Source organism: Acinetobacter sp. CIP 101934, from assembly GCF_000369585.1.
Taxonomy (GTDB): domain Bacteria; phylum Pseudomonadota; class Gammaproteobacteria; order Pseudomonadales; family Moraxellaceae; genus Acinetobacter; species Acinetobacter schindleri.
On sequence record NZ_KB850094.1, the window covers coordinates 2,453,616 to 2,473,391 of the forward strand.

General features: G+C 43.8%; 15 protein-coding genes and 1 tRNA gene. 7 read left to right on the plus strand and 9 right to left on the minus strand.

Going from position 1 to position 19,776, the window contains the following annotated elements; genetic code table 11:
• Positions 1-18 precede the first annotated feature (18 nt).
• The 3 genes from F899_RS12035 to F899_RS12045 all read right to left on the minus strand — a co-directional run bounded on the left by F899_RS12035 (position 19) and on the right by F899_RS12045 (position 1,543).
• Positions 19-94 (minus strand) — tRNA-Val (locus F899_RS12035).
• Between the two features lie 542 nt (positions 95-636).
• Positions 637-1,143: a cell wall-recycling L,D-carboxypeptidase ElsL gene (gene elsL / locus F899_RS12040; RefSeq protein ID WP_005223013.1), complete on the minus strand. Its 507-nt coding sequence runs from the start codon at positions 1,141-1,143 to the stop codon at positions 637-639.
• Between the two features lie 4 nt (positions 1,144-1,147).
• A complete protein-coding gene (locus tag F899_RS12045) occupies positions 1,148-1,543 on the minus strand; it encodes a YbaN family protein (protein ID WP_004814776.1) in 396 nt (131 codons plus the stop codon).
• An 88-nt stretch (positions 1,544-1,631) separates the two neighbouring features.
• Here F899_RS12045 and F899_RS12050 point away from each other — a divergent pair, with 88 nt between their 5' ends.
• The 3 genes from F899_RS12050 (at position 1,632) to dapE (ending at position 4,028) form a co-directional block, all read left to right on the plus strand.
• Positions 1,632-2,480 carry a DUF1853 family protein gene (locus F899_RS12050; protein WP_005223015.1) on the plus strand — a complete coding sequence of 283 codons (849 nt, stop codon included), beginning with the start codon at positions 1,632-1,634 and terminating at the stop codon, positions 2,478-2,480.
• A gap of 137 nt (positions 2,481-2,617) precedes the next feature.
• Positions 2,618-2,767, plus strand: coding sequence for an entericidin A/B family lipoprotein (locus F899_RS12055; RefSeq protein WP_004891790.1), 150 nt, complete (start codon positions 2,618-2,620; stop codon positions 2,765-2,767).
• Positions 2,768-2,891: 124 nt separating this feature from the next.
• The gene (gene dapE / locus F899_RS12060) at positions 2,892-4,028 is read left to right on the plus strand and encodes a succinyl-diaminopimelate desuccinylase (protein WP_008307515.1); all 1,137 of its coding nucleotides are present in this window, start codon (positions 2,892-2,894) and stop codon (positions 4,026-4,028) included.
• 73 nt (positions 4,029-4,101) lie between these two features.
• Here the strand turns inward: dapE and F899_RS12065 are convergent, their stop codons facing one another.
• From F899_RS12065 to pilG, 6 genes are all read right to left on the minus strand, one after another.
• Positions 4,102-4,563: a hypothetical protein gene (locus tag F899_RS12065; protein ID WP_004891786.1), complete on the minus strand. Its 462-nt coding sequence runs from the start codon at positions 4,561-4,563 to the stop codon at positions 4,102-4,104.
• A 3-nt stretch (positions 4,564-4,566) separates the two neighbouring features.
• A complete protein-coding gene (locus F899_RS12070) occupies positions 4,567-9,066 on the minus strand; it encodes a hybrid sensor histidine kinase/response regulator (protein WP_005223017.1) in 4,500 nt (1,499 codons plus the stop codon).
• A 168-nt stretch (positions 9,067-9,234) separates the two neighbouring features.
• A complete protein-coding gene (locus F899_RS12075) occupies positions 9,235-11,307 on the minus strand; it encodes a methyl-accepting chemotaxis protein (protein ID WP_004814766.1) in 2,073 nt (690 codons plus the stop codon).
• Between the two features lie 44 nt (positions 11,308-11,351).
• On the minus strand, positions 11,352-11,888 hold the full coding sequence (locus F899_RS12080; RefSeq protein WP_005223019.1) for a chemotaxis protein CheW: 537 nt from the start codon (positions 11,886-11,888) through the stop codon (positions 11,352-11,354).
• 5 nt (positions 11,889-11,893) lie between these two features.
• On the minus strand, positions 11,894-12,262 hold the full coding sequence (locus F899_RS12085; RefSeq protein WP_004814764.1) for a response regulator: 369 nt from the start codon (positions 12,260-12,262) through the stop codon (positions 11,894-11,896).
• A 30-nt stretch (positions 12,263-12,292) separates the two neighbouring features.
• The gene (gene pilG / locus F899_RS12090; protein WP_004814763.1) at positions 12,293-12,676 is read right to left on the minus strand and encodes a twitching motility response regulator PilG; all 384 of its coding nucleotides are present in this window, start codon (positions 12,674-12,676) and stop codon (positions 12,293-12,295) included.
• A 307-nt stretch (positions 12,677-12,983) separates the two neighbouring features.
• Here pilG and F899_RS12095 point away from each other — a divergent pair, with 307 nt between their 5' ends.
• The 4 genes from F899_RS12095 to F899_RS12110 all read left to right on the plus strand — a co-directional run bounded on the left by F899_RS12095 (position 12,984) and on the right by F899_RS12110 (position 19,773).
• On the plus strand, positions 12,984-13,643 hold the full coding sequence (locus tag F899_RS12095) for a hypothetical protein (RefSeq protein ID WP_005223022.1): 660 nt from the start codon (positions 12,984-12,986) through the stop codon (positions 13,641-13,643).
• A gap of 51 nt (positions 13,644-13,694) precedes the next feature.
• Complete coding sequence (locus F899_RS12100; RefSeq protein WP_005223029.1) at positions 13,695-14,828, plus strand: efflux RND transporter periplasmic adaptor subunit; 1,134 nt, start codon at positions 13,695-13,697, stop codon at positions 14,826-14,828.
• 21 nt (positions 14,829-14,849) lie between these two features.
• Positions 14,850-17,957, plus strand: a complete 3,108-nt coding sequence (locus tag F899_RS12105) for an efflux RND transporter permease subunit (RefSeq protein WP_005223030.1) — start codon at positions 14,850-14,852, stop codon at positions 17,955-17,957.
• Between the two features lie 97 nt (positions 17,958-18,054).
• Positions 18,055-19,773, plus strand: coding sequence for a proline--tRNA ligase (locus F899_RS12110; protein WP_005223031.1), 1,719 nt, complete (start codon positions 18,055-18,057; stop codon positions 19,771-19,773).
• Positions 19,774-19,776: the final 3 nt, after the last annotated feature.

The window sequence follows — 19,776 nt, forward strand, 5'->3', positions numbered from 1 at the left end:
TCAACTTTGAAAGAAGCTTGGTGGGCGCTGACGGGATCGAACCGCCGACATTCTGCTTGTAAGGCAGACGCTCTACCAACTGAGCTAAGCGCCCTTTCAAATCGACTTCATCGCTTGATGAGGTGCATTATAGAGAATCTTCACAGCGTGTCAAACGCTTTTCCGAATGTTTTCCACTTTTTAGGTTCGAGTGATTAAAAAATAGGTTGATCGCCAAAAAAAACAACACTTTTTGTTTATTTTTTAAGTCTATACCGAAATTTATTGAATCTCGAACTCAGATAAGGCGGTATTCATTGCTTGCTGGATCGTTCCTTATATACACCATACGGTCCAAAAGCCGCTATTTCACTGAAATAGTATACAAAGCTTTATCTAAGGACACGTTGTGATCATGTAAAAACGTATCTGCAATTATTTTTAATCAAAAATAAGTCGGGATTTATGCCATATTTTTCGATTCAGGAGGAAATTCAGCTTATTTCAAAGGCAAACCATGCTTTTCATTATGCTCTAAAGCTGCCTGGTTACTCATATTTAAAGGTGAATAGTGAGATAAAATCCTTTTACGCTCTCTACCCTATCTCACTCTCTGTAGAGATTTAAAATAGGAGCCATGAAAACATTGGTAAGAGACTATTTTTCTAAAGAATGTTCTGAGATATAAACCAGAGCCTGCTCATTAACCAGATCAAACAGCTCGATCAGGTCGGTATTACGCATACGGATACAGCCATGTGACATTGGTATCCCCATCGGTTCTGTATCTGGCGTGCCATGAATGTAGATATAACGGCGGTAAGTATCACAACCTTCACCATAGTTAAAACCGTCTTCCAAACCACTCAGCCATAAAATCCGGGTCAGAATCCAGTCCCGATTGGGAAATTCTGCTGCCAGTGATTCAGAATAAATCTCTCCTGTAGCCTGACGGGCAATGAATACACTATTCAATGGTGTATCAGTCCCGATTTTTTGCGCAACTTTATGCCAGCCTCGAGGCGTTTTACCACTATTTTCTATTTCTCCGATACCATTTTTACCACTTGAAATTGAATAACTCTTGGCAAAACGAGGTAGATACAGTTTTTGTGCAGCCAGATCAATCTGAATATCGGCTTGTTCTATAGTCCATTGCTGCATACATTTATTCCCTTTCAGACGGTATATGCTTTTCAAAGATTGGCTTGGGTTCCGGGCGGCACCATAACCAGATTGCCACGATTAGCATGGTCAGATCAGTAAAGATTTTGACAGCCAGCGGTGCATTGGTAAATAACATGATAATCCCGCTAACCAGCATCATGATACTGGCAAACCATTTGGCTTTACGCGGCACGGTCCGATTGGCACGCCAGTCGCGTAAAGTCTGTCCATATTTAGGGTGATTCAGCAGCCACTCATCCATCTGCGGCCAGCCTTTAGAGGCAGCCCATGTGGCCAGAATCAAGAAAACCGTTGTTGGCATGCCAGGCAAAACCGCACCTATAAAGCCTAATGTCACAAAAATGACCACCAGACTTCGCCAAAACAACACTTTCATACAGCAACCCTAACCATGGAATTGGGGTAGTATAAGGTGTTTTTGATTCTTATCCGTTGTATTTCTGCATATTTAGCTAGGACTCTTCATGCCTGTACCCTGCCTGACTCAGGACTTTATTGAACCGTGGCAACAGTATCAGCATCCACTGGTACGTCAGCTGGCATTCGCTGTTGGCAGTCCAAATATCCTTTCTCAGGTGCCTGACAAACTTGAACTAGAGCATGCCTTTGACTTGCATTCAGATCAAATGTGGCAACAATATCTGGAAAATTATCATCCACGACTTTTAGAACTGGATCAAAATCCACAGGCTTTGGAAAACTTTGTTGCACAACTCAAAAGTACCCGTCTTGGACTGCGTTTCGAAATGCTGATCTGGTTTTGGCTGCTGGATAAGGGTTATCATCCCTATACCCTGCTTGGACATAGTATTCAGAAGATTGATGGACCCAAAACCTTAGGTGAACTTGATTTTCTGTTGTTCAATAAACTCACCGGAAAAATCGAACACTGGGAAATTGCTTTAAAATATTATCTGGCTGAAGCAGACTTTAGCTTGCCGCATTGGTATGGATTAAACCGAAGCGATACATTGAATCGCAAGCTGAAGCATTTCACCCAAAAGCAGTTCCAGTTTCAGGATGCGCTGGATTATCCAATTGATCAGCGTTTCTGTGTATTGAAAGGTCAACTGTATTTACCGATTCACCATATCGCGCCTATTCCAGACTGGGTCAATACCGGACGGCGTTTGGGTCGCTGGGGCTATCAGATTCCCACCCAGGAGAAATACTTTTATCGCCTGCAACGGCATGAATGGATCTATCCGAACCTGCATATGAGCAGTGACTATCCACAGTGGTGGACCAATGGTTTATATAAATCGGCACTGAGCGAAGAATTTTATATGTTTCGGATTCCTACCTTGCTCTAACTGATTACTGGAAAATTTGATAAATATTACATTAATTTACTCAAGCACTATGAAAACCATATATTTTTTCTTTCGTATATTTTCTAATCTAAGTTCCACATCATAATAATTTTATTATTGATAATACGGAGATGATGATGAAAAAAATTTTAGCTACGACTTTAGTAATGGCATTTGTATTAACAGGCTGTAACACCTTTAAGGGTTTCGGTAAAGATGTATCTAAAGCTGGTGATGCAGTAACAGGTACAGCAGAAAAAACTTCTGAAGAAATCCGTCGCAATTAATTCGACTGCGCCAATAAAAAAACCCTGTCATTGCCAGGGTTTTTTTATGCCTGAGATTCCCAAATTACTATTTCTTCGCCTATCATAGTGCACACAATATTCTTGATTTATGAATGAATCTCATATGACATCTTCCGCAACTCTCGATTTAAGCCTGCAACTGTTACGTCAGCCTTCCGTTACTCCAGTCGATCATGATTGCCAGAACATCATGGCAGAACGCCTGAAAAAGGTAGGCTTCAACATCGAAAACATGCGTTTTGAAGATGTCGATAATATTTGGGCGCGCAAAGGGACGGAAGGCCCGGTGTTCTGTTTTGCAGGTCATACAGATGTAGTGCCAACCGGCAATCTGGATGCCTGGAACTCTGACCCGTTCCTGCCAGAAATCCGTGATGGTAAACTTTATGGTCGCGGCAGTGCAGATATGAAAACTGCATTGGCAGCCATGGTCGTTGCTACTGAGCGCTTTGTAGAGAAATATCCAGATCATAAAGGTTCAATTGCTTACCTGATCACTTCTGATGAAGAAGGTCCATCAATCAATGGTACAGTAAAAGTCATTCAGGCCTTAGAAGCGCGTAATGAGAAAATTACCTGGTGTCTGGTAGGTGAACCATCTAGTACCAATAAACTTGGTGATATTGTTAAAAACGGCCGTCGTGGCTCATTGAATGCCAACCTGACTGTCAAAGGTAAACAAGGTCATGTGGCCTATCCGCATCTTGCTGTGAATCCAATTCATACTGCATCTAAAGCCATCGCTGAACTCTGTGAAACTGTTTGGGATAATGGCAATGAATACTTCCCGGCAACCTCTTTCCAGATTTCCAATATCAATGCTGGCACAGGTGCAACCAACGTTGTTCCAGGCACAATGAATTTGCTGTGCAACTGGCGTTATTCAACTGAAGTGACTGCTGACGAATTAAAAGCACGCACTTTAGAAGTTCTGGATCGTCATGGTGTGGAATATGACATTCAGTGGACTTTATCTGGCCTGCCATTCCTGACACCAGTCGGTGAACTGGTGAATGCTGCAAAAGATGCGATTCGTGATGTCACTGGTACTGAAACCGAACTGTCAACTTCTGGAGGTACTTCAGATGGCCGTTTCATTGCCCCTACCGGTGCTCAAGTCCTTGAGCTAGGCGTATTAAATGCCACCATCCACCAGATCAATGAGCATGTCGATATTGCAGATCTAGAACCACTGGCTGAAATTTACGAAAAAATCCTGATCAATCTGTTGGCAAACTAAGCCAAATTGAAAAGCTCCAAATAAAAAAGGAACTCCGTTGAGTTCCTTTTTTATATTCTTAGATCTATATAGCTTAATGGCCGACTAGGGACTGAATATGTGCCATCTGCGGAATATGGTACATCTCCTCGCCCATACGTACATACTGGAAAATCGTCGGATCTGTCACTTCGCGTTCATCATCGACAATTTCCGAAATACGTAAACGGATGGTCTTGGGCATTTCATTGCACATCAGAGCAAAACGCTGATTCGCTTCATCCCCTTCAATAACTAATGCTACACCATTCTTACGGTCTGGATCATTCACTGCATAAACCGGAAGTTGTGCATCATGCCACTCTACAGTTTTTACCTGTGTAGCACTATCCAGCGCTGACAGAACAATGTTCTGCGGCAGCAACATCGGATCCTTGCCATGACAGTCGATGATATACGCATCAATAAATCCCGTAGATACGGTAATGAGATGCTGTAGCTCCTGTTGGCTGATTTTATCGGCCGACACTGCGTTCACATTAGTCTGACTATTCATTCATTACCCCTGTTGAGCAGCAATTAATTCTTGAACATTGGCAAGCAGCTCCGCTTCCTGGAACGGTTTACCCATATAGTGTGTTACACCCAGACTGAAGGCACGCTCACGATGCTTCTCCCCAGTACGTGAGGTGATCATGATAATTGGCAAGTTGCGGTGAATATCATGATGGCGAACCAGGTTAGTTACTTCGAAACCATCCATACGTGGCATTTCAATATCCAGCAACATCAGGTCTGGACGGACATTTTCCAGCTGTTCAATCGCGTCGACACCATCTTTGGCAGTGACAATATCATAACCCTGACGCTCTAACAGACGTGACGTTACCTTACGTACAGTTACCGAGTCATCGACAATCATGACCAGACGACGTGCATTACCACGACGTGACAGATCCTGCTGATCAGATAACTGTTTGATACGCTGAGTCGCCTGAACCTGACGAGCAATATTCTGACCATCCAGAATCAGACAGACCTGACCATCACCAAGAATGGTTGCCCCTGCAATCACACCCACACTGGCAAACTGCTGTCCAATCGGTTTCACTACGATCTGTGCACGTGAGCCAACTAATTGATCCACCAGCAAAGCGATACTTTGACCACCATTACCCTTGATGAGGAGTACTGGTAATGAATGTGCGACATTATTCAAACGTGGAATTGGCTGATTAGAGACAAACTCAGACAGATAGCGCAGCTTGTAGTTCACACCATCAATCTTGAAGTAATCATCCTTACTGTTGAAGTAAGTTTCCAGTGTTGCTGGTGCAATACGGACAATACGATCAATCTGTGCCAGGGAAATAGCAAATTGCTGGTCACCCGCTTTCACCATTAAGGCATCACTGACTGCCACAGTGGTCGGTACGCGAATCGTAAAGGTCGTGCCTTTGCCCAGTTCAGAATTTACCGAAACGTGACCGCCCAGCGTTTTGATTTCGCTTTGTACCACGTCCAGACCAACACCTCGACCAGAAATCTGGGTGACTGCTTTAGCCGTACTGAAACCTGGATGGAAGATGAATTGCAGCAATTCTTCCTGATCCACCTGCTGTTCCGCTTTGATCAAGCCCAGGCTGATGGCTTTAGCTCGAATACTCTCCGCATCAATCCCCTTACCATCATCACTAAAGGAGATAATGACATCGGTACCCTGACGGCTAATGTTCAAGACAATTGAACCGACTTCTGGCTTATTCAGCGCAAGCCGTTCTGCAGTATCTTCCAGACCATGGTCAATCGCGTTACGTAGCATGTGCTCGAATGGGTTTACCAGACGTTCCAGAATGGTACGGTCGAGTTCACCTTCGGTATTCTGAACAATCAGCTCTGCCGGACGGTTCAGTGTGGTCGAAGTTTGACGCACAATACGTTGTAAACGTGGCAACATACGGTCAAATGGTACCAGACGGGTACGCATCAGACTTTCCTGAATCTCAGCCTGGATACGCGATTGTTGCAATAGCAGACCTTCGGTATCACGGATTTTTTCTGCCAACGTGGTCTTAAAGTCGACCAAGTCCGATGCAGATTCAGCAAGAGATTTAGATAACTGGTTCAGAGATGAATATTGGTCCATCTCCAACGGATCGAAGTCAGCATAGCGTGAGTTTTCTGAGCCATGTTTGGCAATAATCTGAGATTCCAGCTCGCCTTCCATACGGCGCAGCTGATCAGCCAGACGTTTGATCGCCAGTTCCATCTCATTTAAGGTATTGCCGAGCTGTCCCAGATCCATCTCGATACGCGAACGGTTAATTGCATTTTCGCCTGACAGGTCAATCATCTTCTCGACCAATTCGGCTGAAATACGGATCATCTCGTTATTGCTATCGCTTGAGGTGTTCTCATTCCACTCACCCATCATATTTGGTGGTTCAGTACCATCACCCTGGACAAACTCGAAACCAGTTGTAACTTCCAGATTTTCAGTTTTGGTCAGACGTTCAGGTAGCTGTGCAGTGACATCTACAAACTCAATCGCATCCAGCGCTGCTTTGATTTGCTCAAAACCATTGTAATCATGATCAAAAATGGCTTGACCCAGCCATTTCAGGGTCTTTTGTAGCAGACTGTCATAGGCATTGGAGTTAAAATGATGAACAGCAAACTGTTCAAATGCACTTTCCAGACCATAAGCAATACTTGCGATGCTTTCATTGCTGATCATGCGGGCGCCACCCTTGATACTGTGGGCAGCACGCTGAAGTTGCAGCAATAAGCTACGGTCACTTCGCTGATCGAACCATTGGTTCAGTAATTTTTCTGCATTTTCCAGAATCTCTTGCGATTCTTCCAGGAAGGTTTCTTCAACAATCGATTGCAGATCATCTTCATCAGCAAGCATAGATTCAGCTGACTCAGCCGTAAGTGTTTCGCCTGACTGATGTTCCTGAATTTGCTCATCTGATGCAGGAACAGATTCAGTTTCAAAGCTGTCTACTCGCTCAAGCGCTTGTGATTCCACAACGATCTCAGCAGATTCCGATGCATCGTCAATAACTTCTAGTTCTACAGAAGTCTCTGCTTCTACCGTCTCAACAGCAGCCACCGGAGTTGCAGTAGCTGTTCCAGCCACAAGTGCCTGGATATTTTGCAGCATATGAATAGCTTCAGGTGCCGGATAATCGATCTTGTCATCACGAATACTCTGGATACGGTCTGACACGTTATCCTGTACCAGTCGGATAATCTGGATCAATGCAGGTGTTACGGTAATCTGCTGACGGATCACGCGCTCATAAATACTTTCCAGCTCATGTGCAATCGAACCGATATGCGTGGCAGCAATCATGTTTGCACCCCCCTTCAGGGTATGCAAATAACGCATCAGATTGTTCAATGAATGAGTATTTTCAGGTTCTTTGGACCAGGTATTCAGGTCTTCATCAATACCTGCCAGCAACTCATCTGCTTCTTCCAGGAAGATATCCAGCAAGTCTTCATCGAAATCACGGTTGGCATCTTCAGCGTCCTGCTGCTGACGATCCGCTGCAATACGCTGGCTGAGCCCAGTAAAATCAACTGCTGTGGATATATTTGACTCTACTGGGGCAGATACCGCAGTTTCAACAACTTTGTCTGTAGCGAATACTTCGATGTCTTGCTGTACAAAGGCAGACAGATCCGCCAGAAGTTTTTCAACTTCGGCATTCAAAATCACCCGCTGTCCTGCCGCGAGCGTATCGAACAGGTGAATAAATTCCTGGTGTGCCTGTGCAAACAGTTCGAAGGCATAATCACTTTCAAGCAAGACCGGTCTCGCCAGCAAAGCATCATAAGCTGCTTTTAACTGGGATGCGAATTCATGAATACCGATCGATGCACGGTTATCCGTATGTACCATCAGCTCTGCGGCTTGCTGGCTCAAAGCTTCAATATAATCTGGATATTCTTCAAGTACCCGCTTATCAAACTCAAATTCGGCATCCAGTAACTGATCAATATTCAGTTCAACCAGACGTGTAACCATACCTTGAGATTGATCAGCATCCTGCTGTTCAGTCACAGTAAAGCCATAGGTATCCCAGGCATCCTCAAAAGTAGCAGAAATCCCTGCCAGCTTTTCAGTATTACCTTGTTTCAATAGATGTAAATAATCACCGATAAATTCTGAATATTGCTGTAATAGTGCTGTTTCTTTGGAAGTTGAAGCAATTTCATCCTGAACCAGCGTTTTAAATAAATTCTCTACTTTAACGCTGGCCTCACAGATATCATCAATTTGTGCCATAGAAGAGCTGCCACGCAGGGTATGCAATGCACGAATCAAACCATTATAGTCTTGCTTGGCACTATTTTCGTGTTTCAGGAAATCATGGATTGTCGCAAGATGTTCCTCGGCTTCTTCAACAAAGATCGCCACCGTTTCTTCAAGGTCAGTACGTTCTTCAGCAACTTCTACTCGTCCTGCGGTAGCAGTTTCAGCAATCTCTACTCCTGATGAATCTGCTTCTGCAGTATCCGCAAGTTCAAGACCTGTTAGCTGACCTTCAGCAGTCAGATTGTCCGCAAGTAGCAATAATTCTTCAAGTGCCGGTTCTGGACTCAATTGCTGTTGTAATTGTTGTCCTAAAAGTACGACTGGACGTAAATCCACGGTTAATGGCTGTACCTGCTTAAAGCATGGATACAATACATATTGATAGATATTTAAAGTTGCTTGCGCGAACTTCTGAATGACTGGCGTTAATTTGATTGAACCGGAAAGTACGCGGTTCAAAGTATCTTCAACTGCCCAGGCAATTTCACCCGCCTGCTTCGCACCGACCATACGACCCGAACCTTTCAGCGTATGGAAATGGCGGCGAATGGTGGTTAATGTTTCTTGATGATCTGGTGTGGCAAACCACTGTGGCAATAAAGCATTTAACTCGACAAAGATTTCTTCAATCTCTTCGACAAATATCTCTAAAATTTCAGCATCTTGATCAAGATAACTATCTTCAGGAAGCGCTGTTGTTTCAACTAGATCTTTTAATATTTCTTTCATAGCTAAGGCTTCTTACGTTCTGCCGCCAAGAAGGGCGCTCAAACTTGATTGTGACCGTCACGCGAGACCTAACGTTTGAAGTTAAGTACATCTTGTCGAGGCTTGATCTGTATGTGGAGGTGTCCTAACCGGAATTAAGACACGCTCCTTCCCCCAAATTTGTCTGACTTATTCTGGAAGTTTAAAGTCAGATACAGATTCACGTAATGCATCGGCCATGTTGGCAAGTTCAGATACCGAACGTGCCGTATCGAAGGTTGCAGTCGTTGTTTGTGAAGTAATTTCCTGTACAACGTTCATCGTCGTTGCAATATGACCCGCAGATGCAGCCTGAAGTTTTGCTGCATCGGAAATGTTCGCAATCAGTTTTGCAAGGTTATTCGATACGGTTTGAATCTCGTCTAGTGCCACACCGGCATCTTTAGACAGGTTCGCACCACGCACAACTTCGGCAGTAGTCTGTTCCATCGAAATTACAGCTTCGTTGGTATCGGTCTGAATGGTTTTTACCAGGCCTTCAATCTGCTTGGTCGCAGATGCAGAACGTTCTGCCAGACGCTGTACTTCATCGGCAACTACGGCGAAACCACGGCCTGCTTCACCCGCCATAGATGCCTGAATCGCAGCGTTCAGTGCCAGGATGTTCGTCTGGTCGGCAATATCGTTAATCAGTGCGACGATGTTACCAATCTCTTGAGAAGACTCACCCAAACGTTTAATACGTTTAGAGGTTTCCTGGATCTGTTCACGAATCGTATCCATACCCTCAATAGAACGATGTACAACGTCTGCACCATTTGCTGCAATTTGTACTGAACGTTCCGCAACGACAGCAGACTCTTCGGCGTTGGCAGATACCTGGTCAATCGACAGTGCCATTTCGTTAATCGCTGCAGATGCACCGGCAATCTCTTGTGCCTGGTGTTCAGATGCTTCGGCTAACTGGTTGGTAATGCTCTGAGTAGTTGCAGTATATTGTGCAACTTCCTGAGATGTTTCAGTAATACGCGATACCAGATCACGTAATTGATCGATCGCAAAGTTAATCGAGTCAGCAATCGCACCGGTAAAGTCTTCAGATACCGTTGCATATGAACGTAAGTCACCATCTGCAAGGTCAGCAATTTCGTCAAGTAAACGAAGAATCGCATTCTGGTTACGGTCATATTCTTCTTGTAGGCGAGTTACACGCTGTTTATCCGATGCACCACGTAATGAAAGCAAACGGAATACGCAAACAATGAAGCCAGCCAGGAAGGTAAGTAACAATATTGCCGGAATAACTGTTTTTAAAGTTGAACCACCTGACAGTTTGTTCAGGTTATCTAATAGTTGGTCAGATTGAGAAAAAATAGATGCAGATGCCTGACGTACTTTTACAATCTGCGCTGAGTTTTTCAAAATTGTAGATGCAGCTGACTGTAATACATCATCATATTCAGCTTTAATACCTTCTAATGACTCACGTAAGTTCGGATCATCGATACGTTGTACACCCAGTTGTGCTGAACCATCTAACTGTGCATTTAAGTAAGCACCGAATGTTTCAGTATCCGAACTGAAGTCATCTGCAGACTCACGTGAACCATCTGTACCGGTTAACACCAAGCTGATCGAACGCAAGATACGTTCTGCAATGAATACCTGGTTTTTGGCAATAACCACCTGGTTCGACGGCATGTCCTGACGTGCCATCTGATCGACCATCAGGTTATATTCTGCCTGAATTCCTGGAATTGCTTCACCAATCGCGATGTTAGTATCGTAAAGTTGGTTAATGATTTTTTGTTGTGAAGAAATCAGGTCAATACTTGAAGATACTTCAGTCCATTGCTTGTCTACCGCTTGCAGGGCTTCATTATTCGAATGGATACTTTTTACCGTTTCCAGATTTTCAGCAAATGACTGCTGTGATTCGGTCAGTTTCTTCATTGCCTCAGGCGTGCCGGAAGCAGTCGCTTCAGTTGCTTGACGCGAAATGGTTTGTGAAAGTAGACGCAATTCACCCAAACTTTGTGTAAGTTCGTTGGCACGAGGAACGCTATAGAAAAGGTATAACAGTGTGATAGTTGCAGCAACAAGACAGCCAATTGCTCCGTAAATGAGTGGCTTAGACTTTTCACTATCACCAAATACACGTGATAGCTGATCTGCTTGTGATTGAATCTTGGCTAAAAAAGCATTACCGCCGCTGCGGCTGCTACTCTCGCCTGTATTTTTCTTCTTAAGCTTAAAGCCCATAAAGCTTCTCCCCGAATTTACGCCCTTTTACTTTCGTGCGACAATTAATTTATAAATTTTATAGATGCATTCATGTATTTTGGATTTTGCAACAAACGACTGAATAAAAAGACATGCCACTTCTGATTATGCTGGTGGAAATACCCCTGACAATATTCCTGTAAATTTTTGTCTAATTCAGTTGTTTTAGAAAAGAAACTTTTCTTATTAAAGTGTTGAATCCCCAAAACCTGATCTACAACCAGGCCGACATACTGATCATTATGGTTAATGCATAATACTTTTTGAGTAGGTGAATACTGGCTTCTATGTCCAGACATGTATTGAGCCAGATCTGAGACTGAAAGCAGTCGGCCCCGAATATTTGCCAGTCCCACTACCCACGGCTGAGTATTGGGAACAGGTGTATATTTTGGCGGATAGATAACTTCCGATACTTCCCCGAGCGGAGCAACAAAATATTGCCCCATCATTTCAAAAGCAATGCCTGACCATCGGTTGACTTCGTTGTCATTGGAAACGTAGTTTTTGTTACCCCGTTTCGCAATCCGAAGCAGTTCGATAAATCCATTCGCTGCCATAGCGCTTATCCTGCATTGAGGTGTTGCTTAATCACATCAATTAACTGATTTTCATCTACAGGTTTGGTCAGATAATCTGCTGCACCCTGACGCTTACCCCATACACGGTCAGTTGCCTGATCCTTGGTACTTACAATGACAATTGGAATATGTTTGGTTGTTGCCCCACGAGCGATCTGACGTGTCGCCTGAAAACCGTTTACCCCTGGCATGACGACATCCATTAACACCAGATCAGGCAATTCTGCCTGCGCCATGGTCACCCCATCAGCCCCATTTGCTGCTTCAATCACGTCAAAGCCGTGCTTGGATAGAATTTCGCGGAAACGAAAAGTTTCGGTCGGTGAATCATCTACGATTAGAATACGTGGCATGCCAATTTCCCCAAGAAAAAATCAAATAAATTAAGCACTGATATGGTTGCGGATTGCGGTAAGCAACTCATCTTTGCTAAATGGCTTGGTGAGATATTCATCTGAACCTACCACACGGCCTTTGGCCTGATCGAACAAACCATCTTTACTCGATAGCATAATAACAGGAATGTTCTGATAACTTTGCGAGTTTTTAATTAAGGCACAAGTCTGATACCCATCAAGGCGAGGCATCATGATATCTACAAAAACGATGTCGGGATTTGCTTCTGCAATTTTTGACAATGCTTCAAAACCGTCTACTGCGGTAATGACTTCACAACCTTCACGCTGAAGAAGAGTTTCTGCTGTACGACGAATGGTTTTTGAATCATCAATGACCATCACTTTTAGATTTTGGAATTTATCGTCCATTTCTTACCCCTTCCCATTCAGAGACCATAAGCGTCCACAGGCTTATAGCGGAATTTTATATAAGTGTCGATTATTTTTAACATACCTGTCCAGAGATTATCAACGAGCATTTTCTACACAAGTAGTCAAAAAATTATAATTTCAATAACGACTTCACACTTTCCCTGTTTCAATGATTTTTTTTTGAGTGGTAATAGCTTTTTATTGTCGGAATTAGGAATAATATACCAATATTATTACTTCTAATTAAGTAATTTAGTCAACTTTAAAAGAACTTTATTAGTAAACTTTTTTCGCGGAGCCGATAATGCGCCAGTTTGGGGAAAAACCTGCTTATATAGGTCAAAGAAAATCCATAATCAGGCAGACTGCTGTTTTAATGGTACTTATGCTGCAAACTATGTTGACTATTAGCCATGCATCCGCAACAAATAACGTGCCTCAAAAGGCAAAATGGTATCGTTATTATGATCATAAGGGGGTAGCAAATATTAGCAGCAATGTGACCCCTAACCATATTCGTTATGGCTATGAAGCACTAGATCAGAATATGCAGGTGATTCAGCGTGCCAAACCTTATAATGTTGAAGCAGATATTCGTCAGGCACCTCAACGCGCAGCACTTGCCAGACAACAGGCAGAAGACCAGAAGTTAAAACGTGCCTATAATAATAGTCAGATTGCATTACAAAAAAAGAATGAAGTACTCTCTCAGTTGAAAAAGCAAATGGCTTTCCAACAAGAGCAACTTAAGCAGCTACAAAAAGATCGGATTATGTTTGTACGTCAGGAACGTGAATTTCTGCGTAAAGGTAAAAATGTACCTGAGCACCTTAAAAAAACCTTAGTTACCAATGAAAAAAACCTGACTGCACAAAAAGAAAATATTCAATCTTTACAAAGCCGCTATCGAAATCAGGAAGCAGAATACGACAGAATTATCCAGCGTTTAAAAGCGCTTGAATAATCTTTTATTCCTGATGCTGCTTCTGTGGTCAGCGCTATAAAAAGGACTCCTATGCACCCTGCACAGCATACTTATTTTTCGAAAAATAATACCAGTCGCTCTACTTTTGTCATGAGTCTACTCTGTATGAGTCTGCTCTTAACTGCATGTAATAAACAAGAAACAGCTGATTCAACGCCATCAAAAAATCAAAACACTGTAGAACTGATTGCTCAAGACCTGATTGAGGTAAAGACAGGCAATGCTGTGCAAAAAACAGCATTTACCGGGACTATCCGTGCGGTAAATCAAAGTAGCATTCAGGCTCAGGTGACCGCTACAGCGACCAGTGTCAATGCTCAAGTCGGGCAACGCGTTCAGAAAGGTCAGGTGCTGGTTCGCCTGAATAATCAAGACAATACTGCGCGTCTTGCACAGGCCCAGGCCAATCGTGCATCGGCTCAAGCACAGGCGAATCAGGCACGCCTCATGATGGAACGTAAGCAGCGCCTACTCAATCAAGGTTTTATTTCCAAAGCTGAATATGAACAAAGCCGTGTCGACTATCAAACACAATTAGAAAATGTTCGTGCACAACAGGCCAATGTCGATATTGCACAAAAGGCAGATCGGGATGGCATCATTAGCAGCCCGATTAGTGGGGTAATTACCCAACGTCAGGTTGAGCCAGGTCAGACTGTCGCTCCCGGTCAAACCATTTTTGAAATTGTCGATCCAGATCAACTGGAAATTCAGGCTAAAGTGCCGAGCGACATGCAGGCTGACCTGAAAACTGGCAGTAAAATTGAATACCGTATTCAGGGCAATCCAAACCTGCTTACTGCCAGTATCAGTCGGATCTCTCCTATTGCAGATCAGGCCAGTCGTCAGATTGAATTCTTTGCTCGTCCAAATGAAACCATTACTTCTTTAAGTATCGGCTCCTTTGTGGATGGCGAGATTCTCAGTGCTCGTCAGATTTCCAGACAACTGATACCTCTGGATACTATTCGGGATATTCAGAATAAGCCTTATGTCTGGGCTGTTCGCCAGAATAAGATCATCAAAGTAAATGTGGATGTACTAGAACAGCGTTATAACGATAATCTTGCCGTCGTTCGCGGACTTGAAAGTAGTGATCGGATCAGTCGAATCAGCTTCACGAATGCCGATATTAATAAAACCGTCACCCTTGGCCAGAACTAAAATCATAAAAGGATTATCAAGATGTGGTTGACGCGTATTAGTGTGAAGTTTCCTGTATTTACCATCATGATGATGTTCTGTCTGATGGTACTGGGCCTCGCTTCTTGGCAACGTATGGGTGTGGAAGAGTTTCCAGATGTGGATTTTCCTTTCGTGGTGGTCTATACCAACTATCCGGGTGCTTCTCCTGAAACGGTTGAATCTGAGATCACCAAAAAACTGGAAGACCAGATCAATACCATTTCTGGCCTTAAACAGGTGATTTCACAATCCAGTGAAGGCCTGTCGATGATTACGGCAGAATTTAACCTGGATGTACCATCAACCACTGCTGCACAGGATGTGCGAGATAAAATTGCGTCTGTTACTGCTGATTTTCGTGATGAAATTCAGGAACCCGTGGTTGAGCGTTATGACCCATCTGCCAATGCAGTCATGTCGATTGTATTTGAATCCGACAAAATGGATCTCAAATCATTAAGTTCTTATCTTGATCAACGTATTGTGCCGCAGCTACGTACTGTTCCCGGTGTGGGTACAGTCAACCTGCTCGGTGATGCCCAGCGTCAGATCCGTATTCAGGTTGAACCACAAAAATTACAAGCTTTTAGGATTGGTGTAGACAGTGTCATTAACACACTGAAATCTGAAAATATTGAAGTTCCTGGTGGTACGCTGAAATCTGGCAATTCTGAGCTGGTGATTGAAATCAATTCTAAAGTGCTGCATCCACAAGCCTTTGGGGATCTGGTCATTGCCAATAAAAATGGTGCGCCTATTTTCCTGAAACAGGTTGCCAAGATTGAGGATAGTCAGGCCGAACTGGAAACAGGTGCTTTCCTGGATGGCAAGGCAGCAGTGGCTATCGATATTCTGCGCAGTTCTGACTCTAATGTCATTGAAGTTGTCGATGAAACTTATAAAACTTTAGAAAGCATTAAAGCCCAGCTCCCGCAAGGTACGACCTTGCAAGTAGTGGTTGATTCCTCCAAAAGCATTCGTGGAACGATTGGCGATGTGGCACGAACCATCATTGAAGGGGCTGTGCTTGCAGTATTGATCGTGTTGCTATTTTTAGGTTCTTTTCGCTCTACAGTCATTACAGGCCTCACTCTACCGATTGCCCTGCTTGGTACCTTAACCTTTATCTGGGCCTTTGGTTTCACCATCAATATGATGACGCTGCTGGCACTTTCGCTCAGTATTGGTCTGTTGATTGATGATGCCATTGTGGTCCGGGAAAATATTGTACGTCACAGTGATATGGGCAAAGACCATGTCACTGCCGCTCTGGATGGCACCAAAGAAATTGGTCTGGCTGTTCTCGCCACAACTCTGACCATTGTTGCGGTATTTTTACCCGTTGCTTTTATGGGCGGTATTATTGGTCGTTTCTTCTTCCAGTTTGGCGTTGCGGTAAGTACCGCTGTGCTGATTTCCATGTTTGTCAGCTTTACCCTGGATCCAATGCTGTCTGCGCATTGGGCAGAGCGTAAAAAGGACCCAAATAAAAAACCCAACGCGGTAAAACGCTTTTTTACCTGGATTTCCAATAAGCTCGATGGCTTAAGCGATGTCTACGAGAAATTACTCAAACTGGCACTGCGTTTTAGATTGATCACGATTCTGATTGCGGTTGCTTCTCTATTCGGTGCTCTCGGACTTTCCAAATTGATTGGTACCGAATTTGTACCTGTACCAGACAAAGGTGAAATCCGGATTAAATTTGAAACTCCGGTTGATTCATCTTTGGAGTATTCTCAGGCCAAACTCCAGCAGGTTGATCAGATCATCCGTAAACATCCGGATGTACGTGCGACTTATGGCGTTATTAATGGAGTTACCGATCGGGGCAAAAACCATGTCAGTCTGCGCGTCACCGTGACGCCACGGACTGAACGTGAAAAAACCCTGAACGAGCTTAACAATGAATTCCGTGAGCGCTTGCAATCTGTAGGCGGGATTACCATTACTTCAGTCGCCTCTGCAGACGAAACTGTTTCTGGTGGGCAAAAGCCCATCATGATCTCTATTAAAGGGCCAGATCTGGATGAATTACAAAAAATTTCTGACCGCTTTATGGCAGAGATTAGCAAAGTAGAGGGTGTGGTTGACCTTGAGAGTTCATTGAAAGAACCCAAGCCTACTCTGAGTGTACAGGTCAATCGATTACTGGCAAGTGATCTTGGTCTTTCAGTCAATCAGATTGCCAATGTCATACGTCCATTAATTGCTGGTGATGATGTCACCTCTTGGCAAGATGAGAAAGGTGAAACCTATGACGTGAATCTACGCCTGACTGAAGATAAACGTACTCTACCAAGTGACTTACAAAATATGTATCTCACATCAAATAAGGCCGATGCGAATGGTCAACCAATCATGGTTCCCCTCTCAAGTGTGACAAAATTTGAGGAAAAACTTGGAGCATCCCAGATTAACCGCCGTGATCTGGCGCGTGAAGTACTGGTAGAAGCCAATACAGCTGGTCGTCCTGCAGGTGATATCGGTACGGACATTAGCAAGGTACAGGCTGATTTTGACTTACCACCCGGCTATAGTTTTGATACCCAAGGTTCGAATGCGGATATGGCTGAATCTGCAGGTTATGCCCTGACAGCGATAACTCTATCGATCGTGTTCATTTATATTGTACTCGGTTCACAGTTCAACAGCTTTATTCACCCAGCTGCGATCATGGCTTCGTTGCCCTTGTCCTTGATTGGTGTATTCCTAGCCCTGTTCCTGTTTAACTCGACCATGAACCTGTTCTCGATCATCGGGATCATTATGTTAATGGGTCTAGTGACCAAAAATGCTATCCTGCTGATTGACTTCATCAAGAAAGCCATGGACCGTGGTGAAGATCGCTATGAAGCCATTATCGCTTCCGGTAAAACCCGTTTACGTCCAATCCTGATGACAACGAGTGCTATGGTCATGGGTATGGTTCCTTTGGCACTTGGACTCGGTGAAGGTGGTGAACAGAGTGCACCTATGGCACATGCGGTGATTGGTGGGGTGATCACCTCTACCCTACTGACCTTAGTCGTTGTTCCAGTCATCTTTACTTATTTAGATGACTTTAAAAATTTTATGCTGCGTCATACACGTAAAATCATGTCATAATTTATTGCATAACAGTGGGGTGACATTCTGAAATGTTCACCTCATTTTTTATTGTATAATCTCTGCTTTAACGCTTAATTTTTTTAGGACAGTTTCCATGCGCGCGAGTCGCTTTTTATTTGCAACGTTGAGAGAAACCCCGAACGATGCTGAAGTTATTTCACATCAGCTAATGCTTCGTGCCGGTATGATTCGTAAGTTGGCTTCAGGTTTATATACCTGGCTGCCGATGGGCGTTCGCGTATTAAATAAAGTTGAAGCGATCGTTCGCGAAGAGATGGATCGTGCTGGTTCATTACAGGTGTTGATGCCGGTAACTCAGCCTGCTTCACTTTGGGAAGAATCTGGCCGTTATGTTCAATATGGTCCTGAACTGCTTCGTTTCAAAGACCGTCATACCAATGATTTCGTACTTGGTCCTACACACGAAGAAGTCATTACTGATCTTGCGCGCAATGAGTTAAAAAGCTATAAGCAATTGCCTGCCAATTTCTATCAAGTACAGACTAAATTCCGGGACGAAATTCGTCCACGTTTTGGTGTAATGCGTTCACGTGAATTCATCATGAAAGATGCATATTCTTTTCACGCAGACCAGGAATCACTGCAAGAAACTTACGACAAGATGTATGATGCGTACTGCAAAATCTTTACCCGTTTAGGTTTAAATTTCCGTCCAGTACAGGCGGATACTGGTTCAATTGGTGGTTCAGGTTCTCACGAATTCCACGTCCTGGCTTCAAGCGGCGAAGATGACATCGCATTCTCGACTGAATCGGATTATGCAGCCAACATCGAAATGGCTGAAGCAGTTCTGGTTGGTGAACGCGCTGCACCCGCTCAAGAATTAAAAGTTGTTGACACGCCAAATCAAAAAACCATTGCTGATGTATCTCACTTCTTGGGCACTGATCCTGCACATTCAGTGAAAGCTCTCCTCGTTCAAGGCGTTGCAAAAGAAGCTGGTCAGCCTGCTCCAGTTGTTGCTTTGTTCCTTCGTGGTGACCATGAACTGAATGAAATTAAAGCTGAAAAGCATCCACAAATTGCTGCTCCTTTAGCGTTTGCAACTGAAGCTCAACTTGCTGAACTTGGCTTAACGGCAGGTTTTGTAGGTCCACAAGGTCTGGTAGAAAAAGGGATTACAGTAATTGCTGACCGGGCTGCTTCTATACTGTCTGACTTCGTTGCGGGTGCAAACGAAGCTGACAAGCATGCGACTGGTGTAAACTGGGATCGTGATGCACAATTTACTGAAGTTTATGACCTGCGTAATGTAGTTGAAGGTGATCCATCTCCAGATGGTAAAGGCACCCTTCAAATCAAGCGTGGTATCGAAGTCGGTCATATCTTCCAGTTAGGCAAAAAATACTCAGAAGCGTTAGGCTGTAAAGTCCTTGGTGAAGATGGTAAGCCATTTACTGTAACGATGGGTTGTTACGGTATCGGTGTGACTCGTGTGGTTGCGTCTGCAATTGAGCAAAACTATGATGAGAAAGGCATCATCTGGCCAGCTGCAATTGCACCATTTGAAGTTGCCATTGTGCCGATGAATGCGCACAAATCACCGCGTACTTTAGAAGCTGCTGAAGCGCTTTATGCAGAGCTTCAAGCTGCAGGTTATGACGTACTGCTGGATGATCGTAATGAACGTCCAGGGGTAAAATTCTCTGACCTTGAGCTAACTGGTATTCCACACCGTATCGTGATTGGTGAAAAAGGTCTGGATGCAGGCACTTTTGAATACAAAGGTCGCCGTGATGCTGAATCAGTCAACCTTTCTAAAGAAGAGTTATTGGCTAAAATTGCGAAATAATTT

Bases quoted from the DNA above. Each gene is read 5' to 3' on its own strand.
- elsL (WP_005223013.1), bottom strand. From the start codon at position 1,143: ATGCAGCAATGGACTATAGAACAAGCCGATATTCAGATTGATCTGGCT.
- F899_RS12045 (WP_004814776.1), bottom strand. From the start codon at position 1,543: ATGAAAGTGTTGTTTTGGCGAAGTCTGGTGGTCATTTTTGTGACATTA.
- F899_RS12050 (WP_005223015.1), top strand. From the start codon at position 1,632: ATGCCTGTACCCTGCCTGACTCAGGACTTTATTGAACCGTGGCAACAG.
- F899_RS12055 (WP_004891790.1), top strand. From the start codon at position 2,618: ATGAAAAAAATTTTAGCTACGACTTTAGTAATGGCATTTGTATTAACA.
- dapE (WP_008307515.1), top strand. From the start codon at position 2,892: ATGACATCTTCCGCAACTCTCGATTTAAGCCTGCAACTGTTACGTCAG.
- F899_RS12065 (WP_004891786.1), bottom strand. From the start codon at position 4,563: ATGAATAGTCAGACTAATGTGAACGCAGTGTCGGCCGATAAAATCAGC.
- F899_RS12070 (WP_005223017.1), bottom strand. From the start codon at position 9,066: ATGAAAGAAATATTAAAAGATCTAGTTGAAACAACAGCGCTTCCTGAA.
- F899_RS12075 (WP_004814766.1), bottom strand. From the start codon at position 11,307: ATGGGCTTTAAGCTTAAGAAGAAAAATACAGGCGAGAGTAGCAGCCGC.
- F899_RS12080 (WP_005223019.1), bottom strand. From the start codon at position 11,888: ATGGCAGCGAATGGATTTATCGAACTGCTTCGGATTGCGAAACGGGGT.
- F899_RS12085 (WP_004814764.1), bottom strand. From the start codon at position 12,262: ATGCCACGTATTCTAATCGTAGATGATTCACCGACCGAAACTTTTCGT.
- pilG (WP_004814763.1), bottom strand. From the start codon at position 12,676: ATGGACGATAAATTCCAAAATCTAAAAGTGATGGTCATTGATGATTCA.
- F899_RS12095 (WP_005223022.1), top strand. From the start codon at position 12,984: ATGCGCCAGTTTGGGGAAAAACCTGCTTATATAGGTCAAAGAAAATCC.
- F899_RS12100 (WP_005223029.1), top strand. From the start codon at position 13,695: ATGCACCCTGCACAGCATACTTATTTTTCGAAAAATAATACCAGTCGC.
- F899_RS12105 (WP_005223030.1), top strand. From the start codon at position 14,850: ATGTGGTTGACGCGTATTAGTGTGAAGTTTCCTGTATTTACCATCATG.
- F899_RS12110 (WP_005223031.1), top strand. From the start codon at position 18,055: ATGCGCGCGAGTCGCTTTTTATTTGCAACGTTGAGAGAAACCCCGAAC.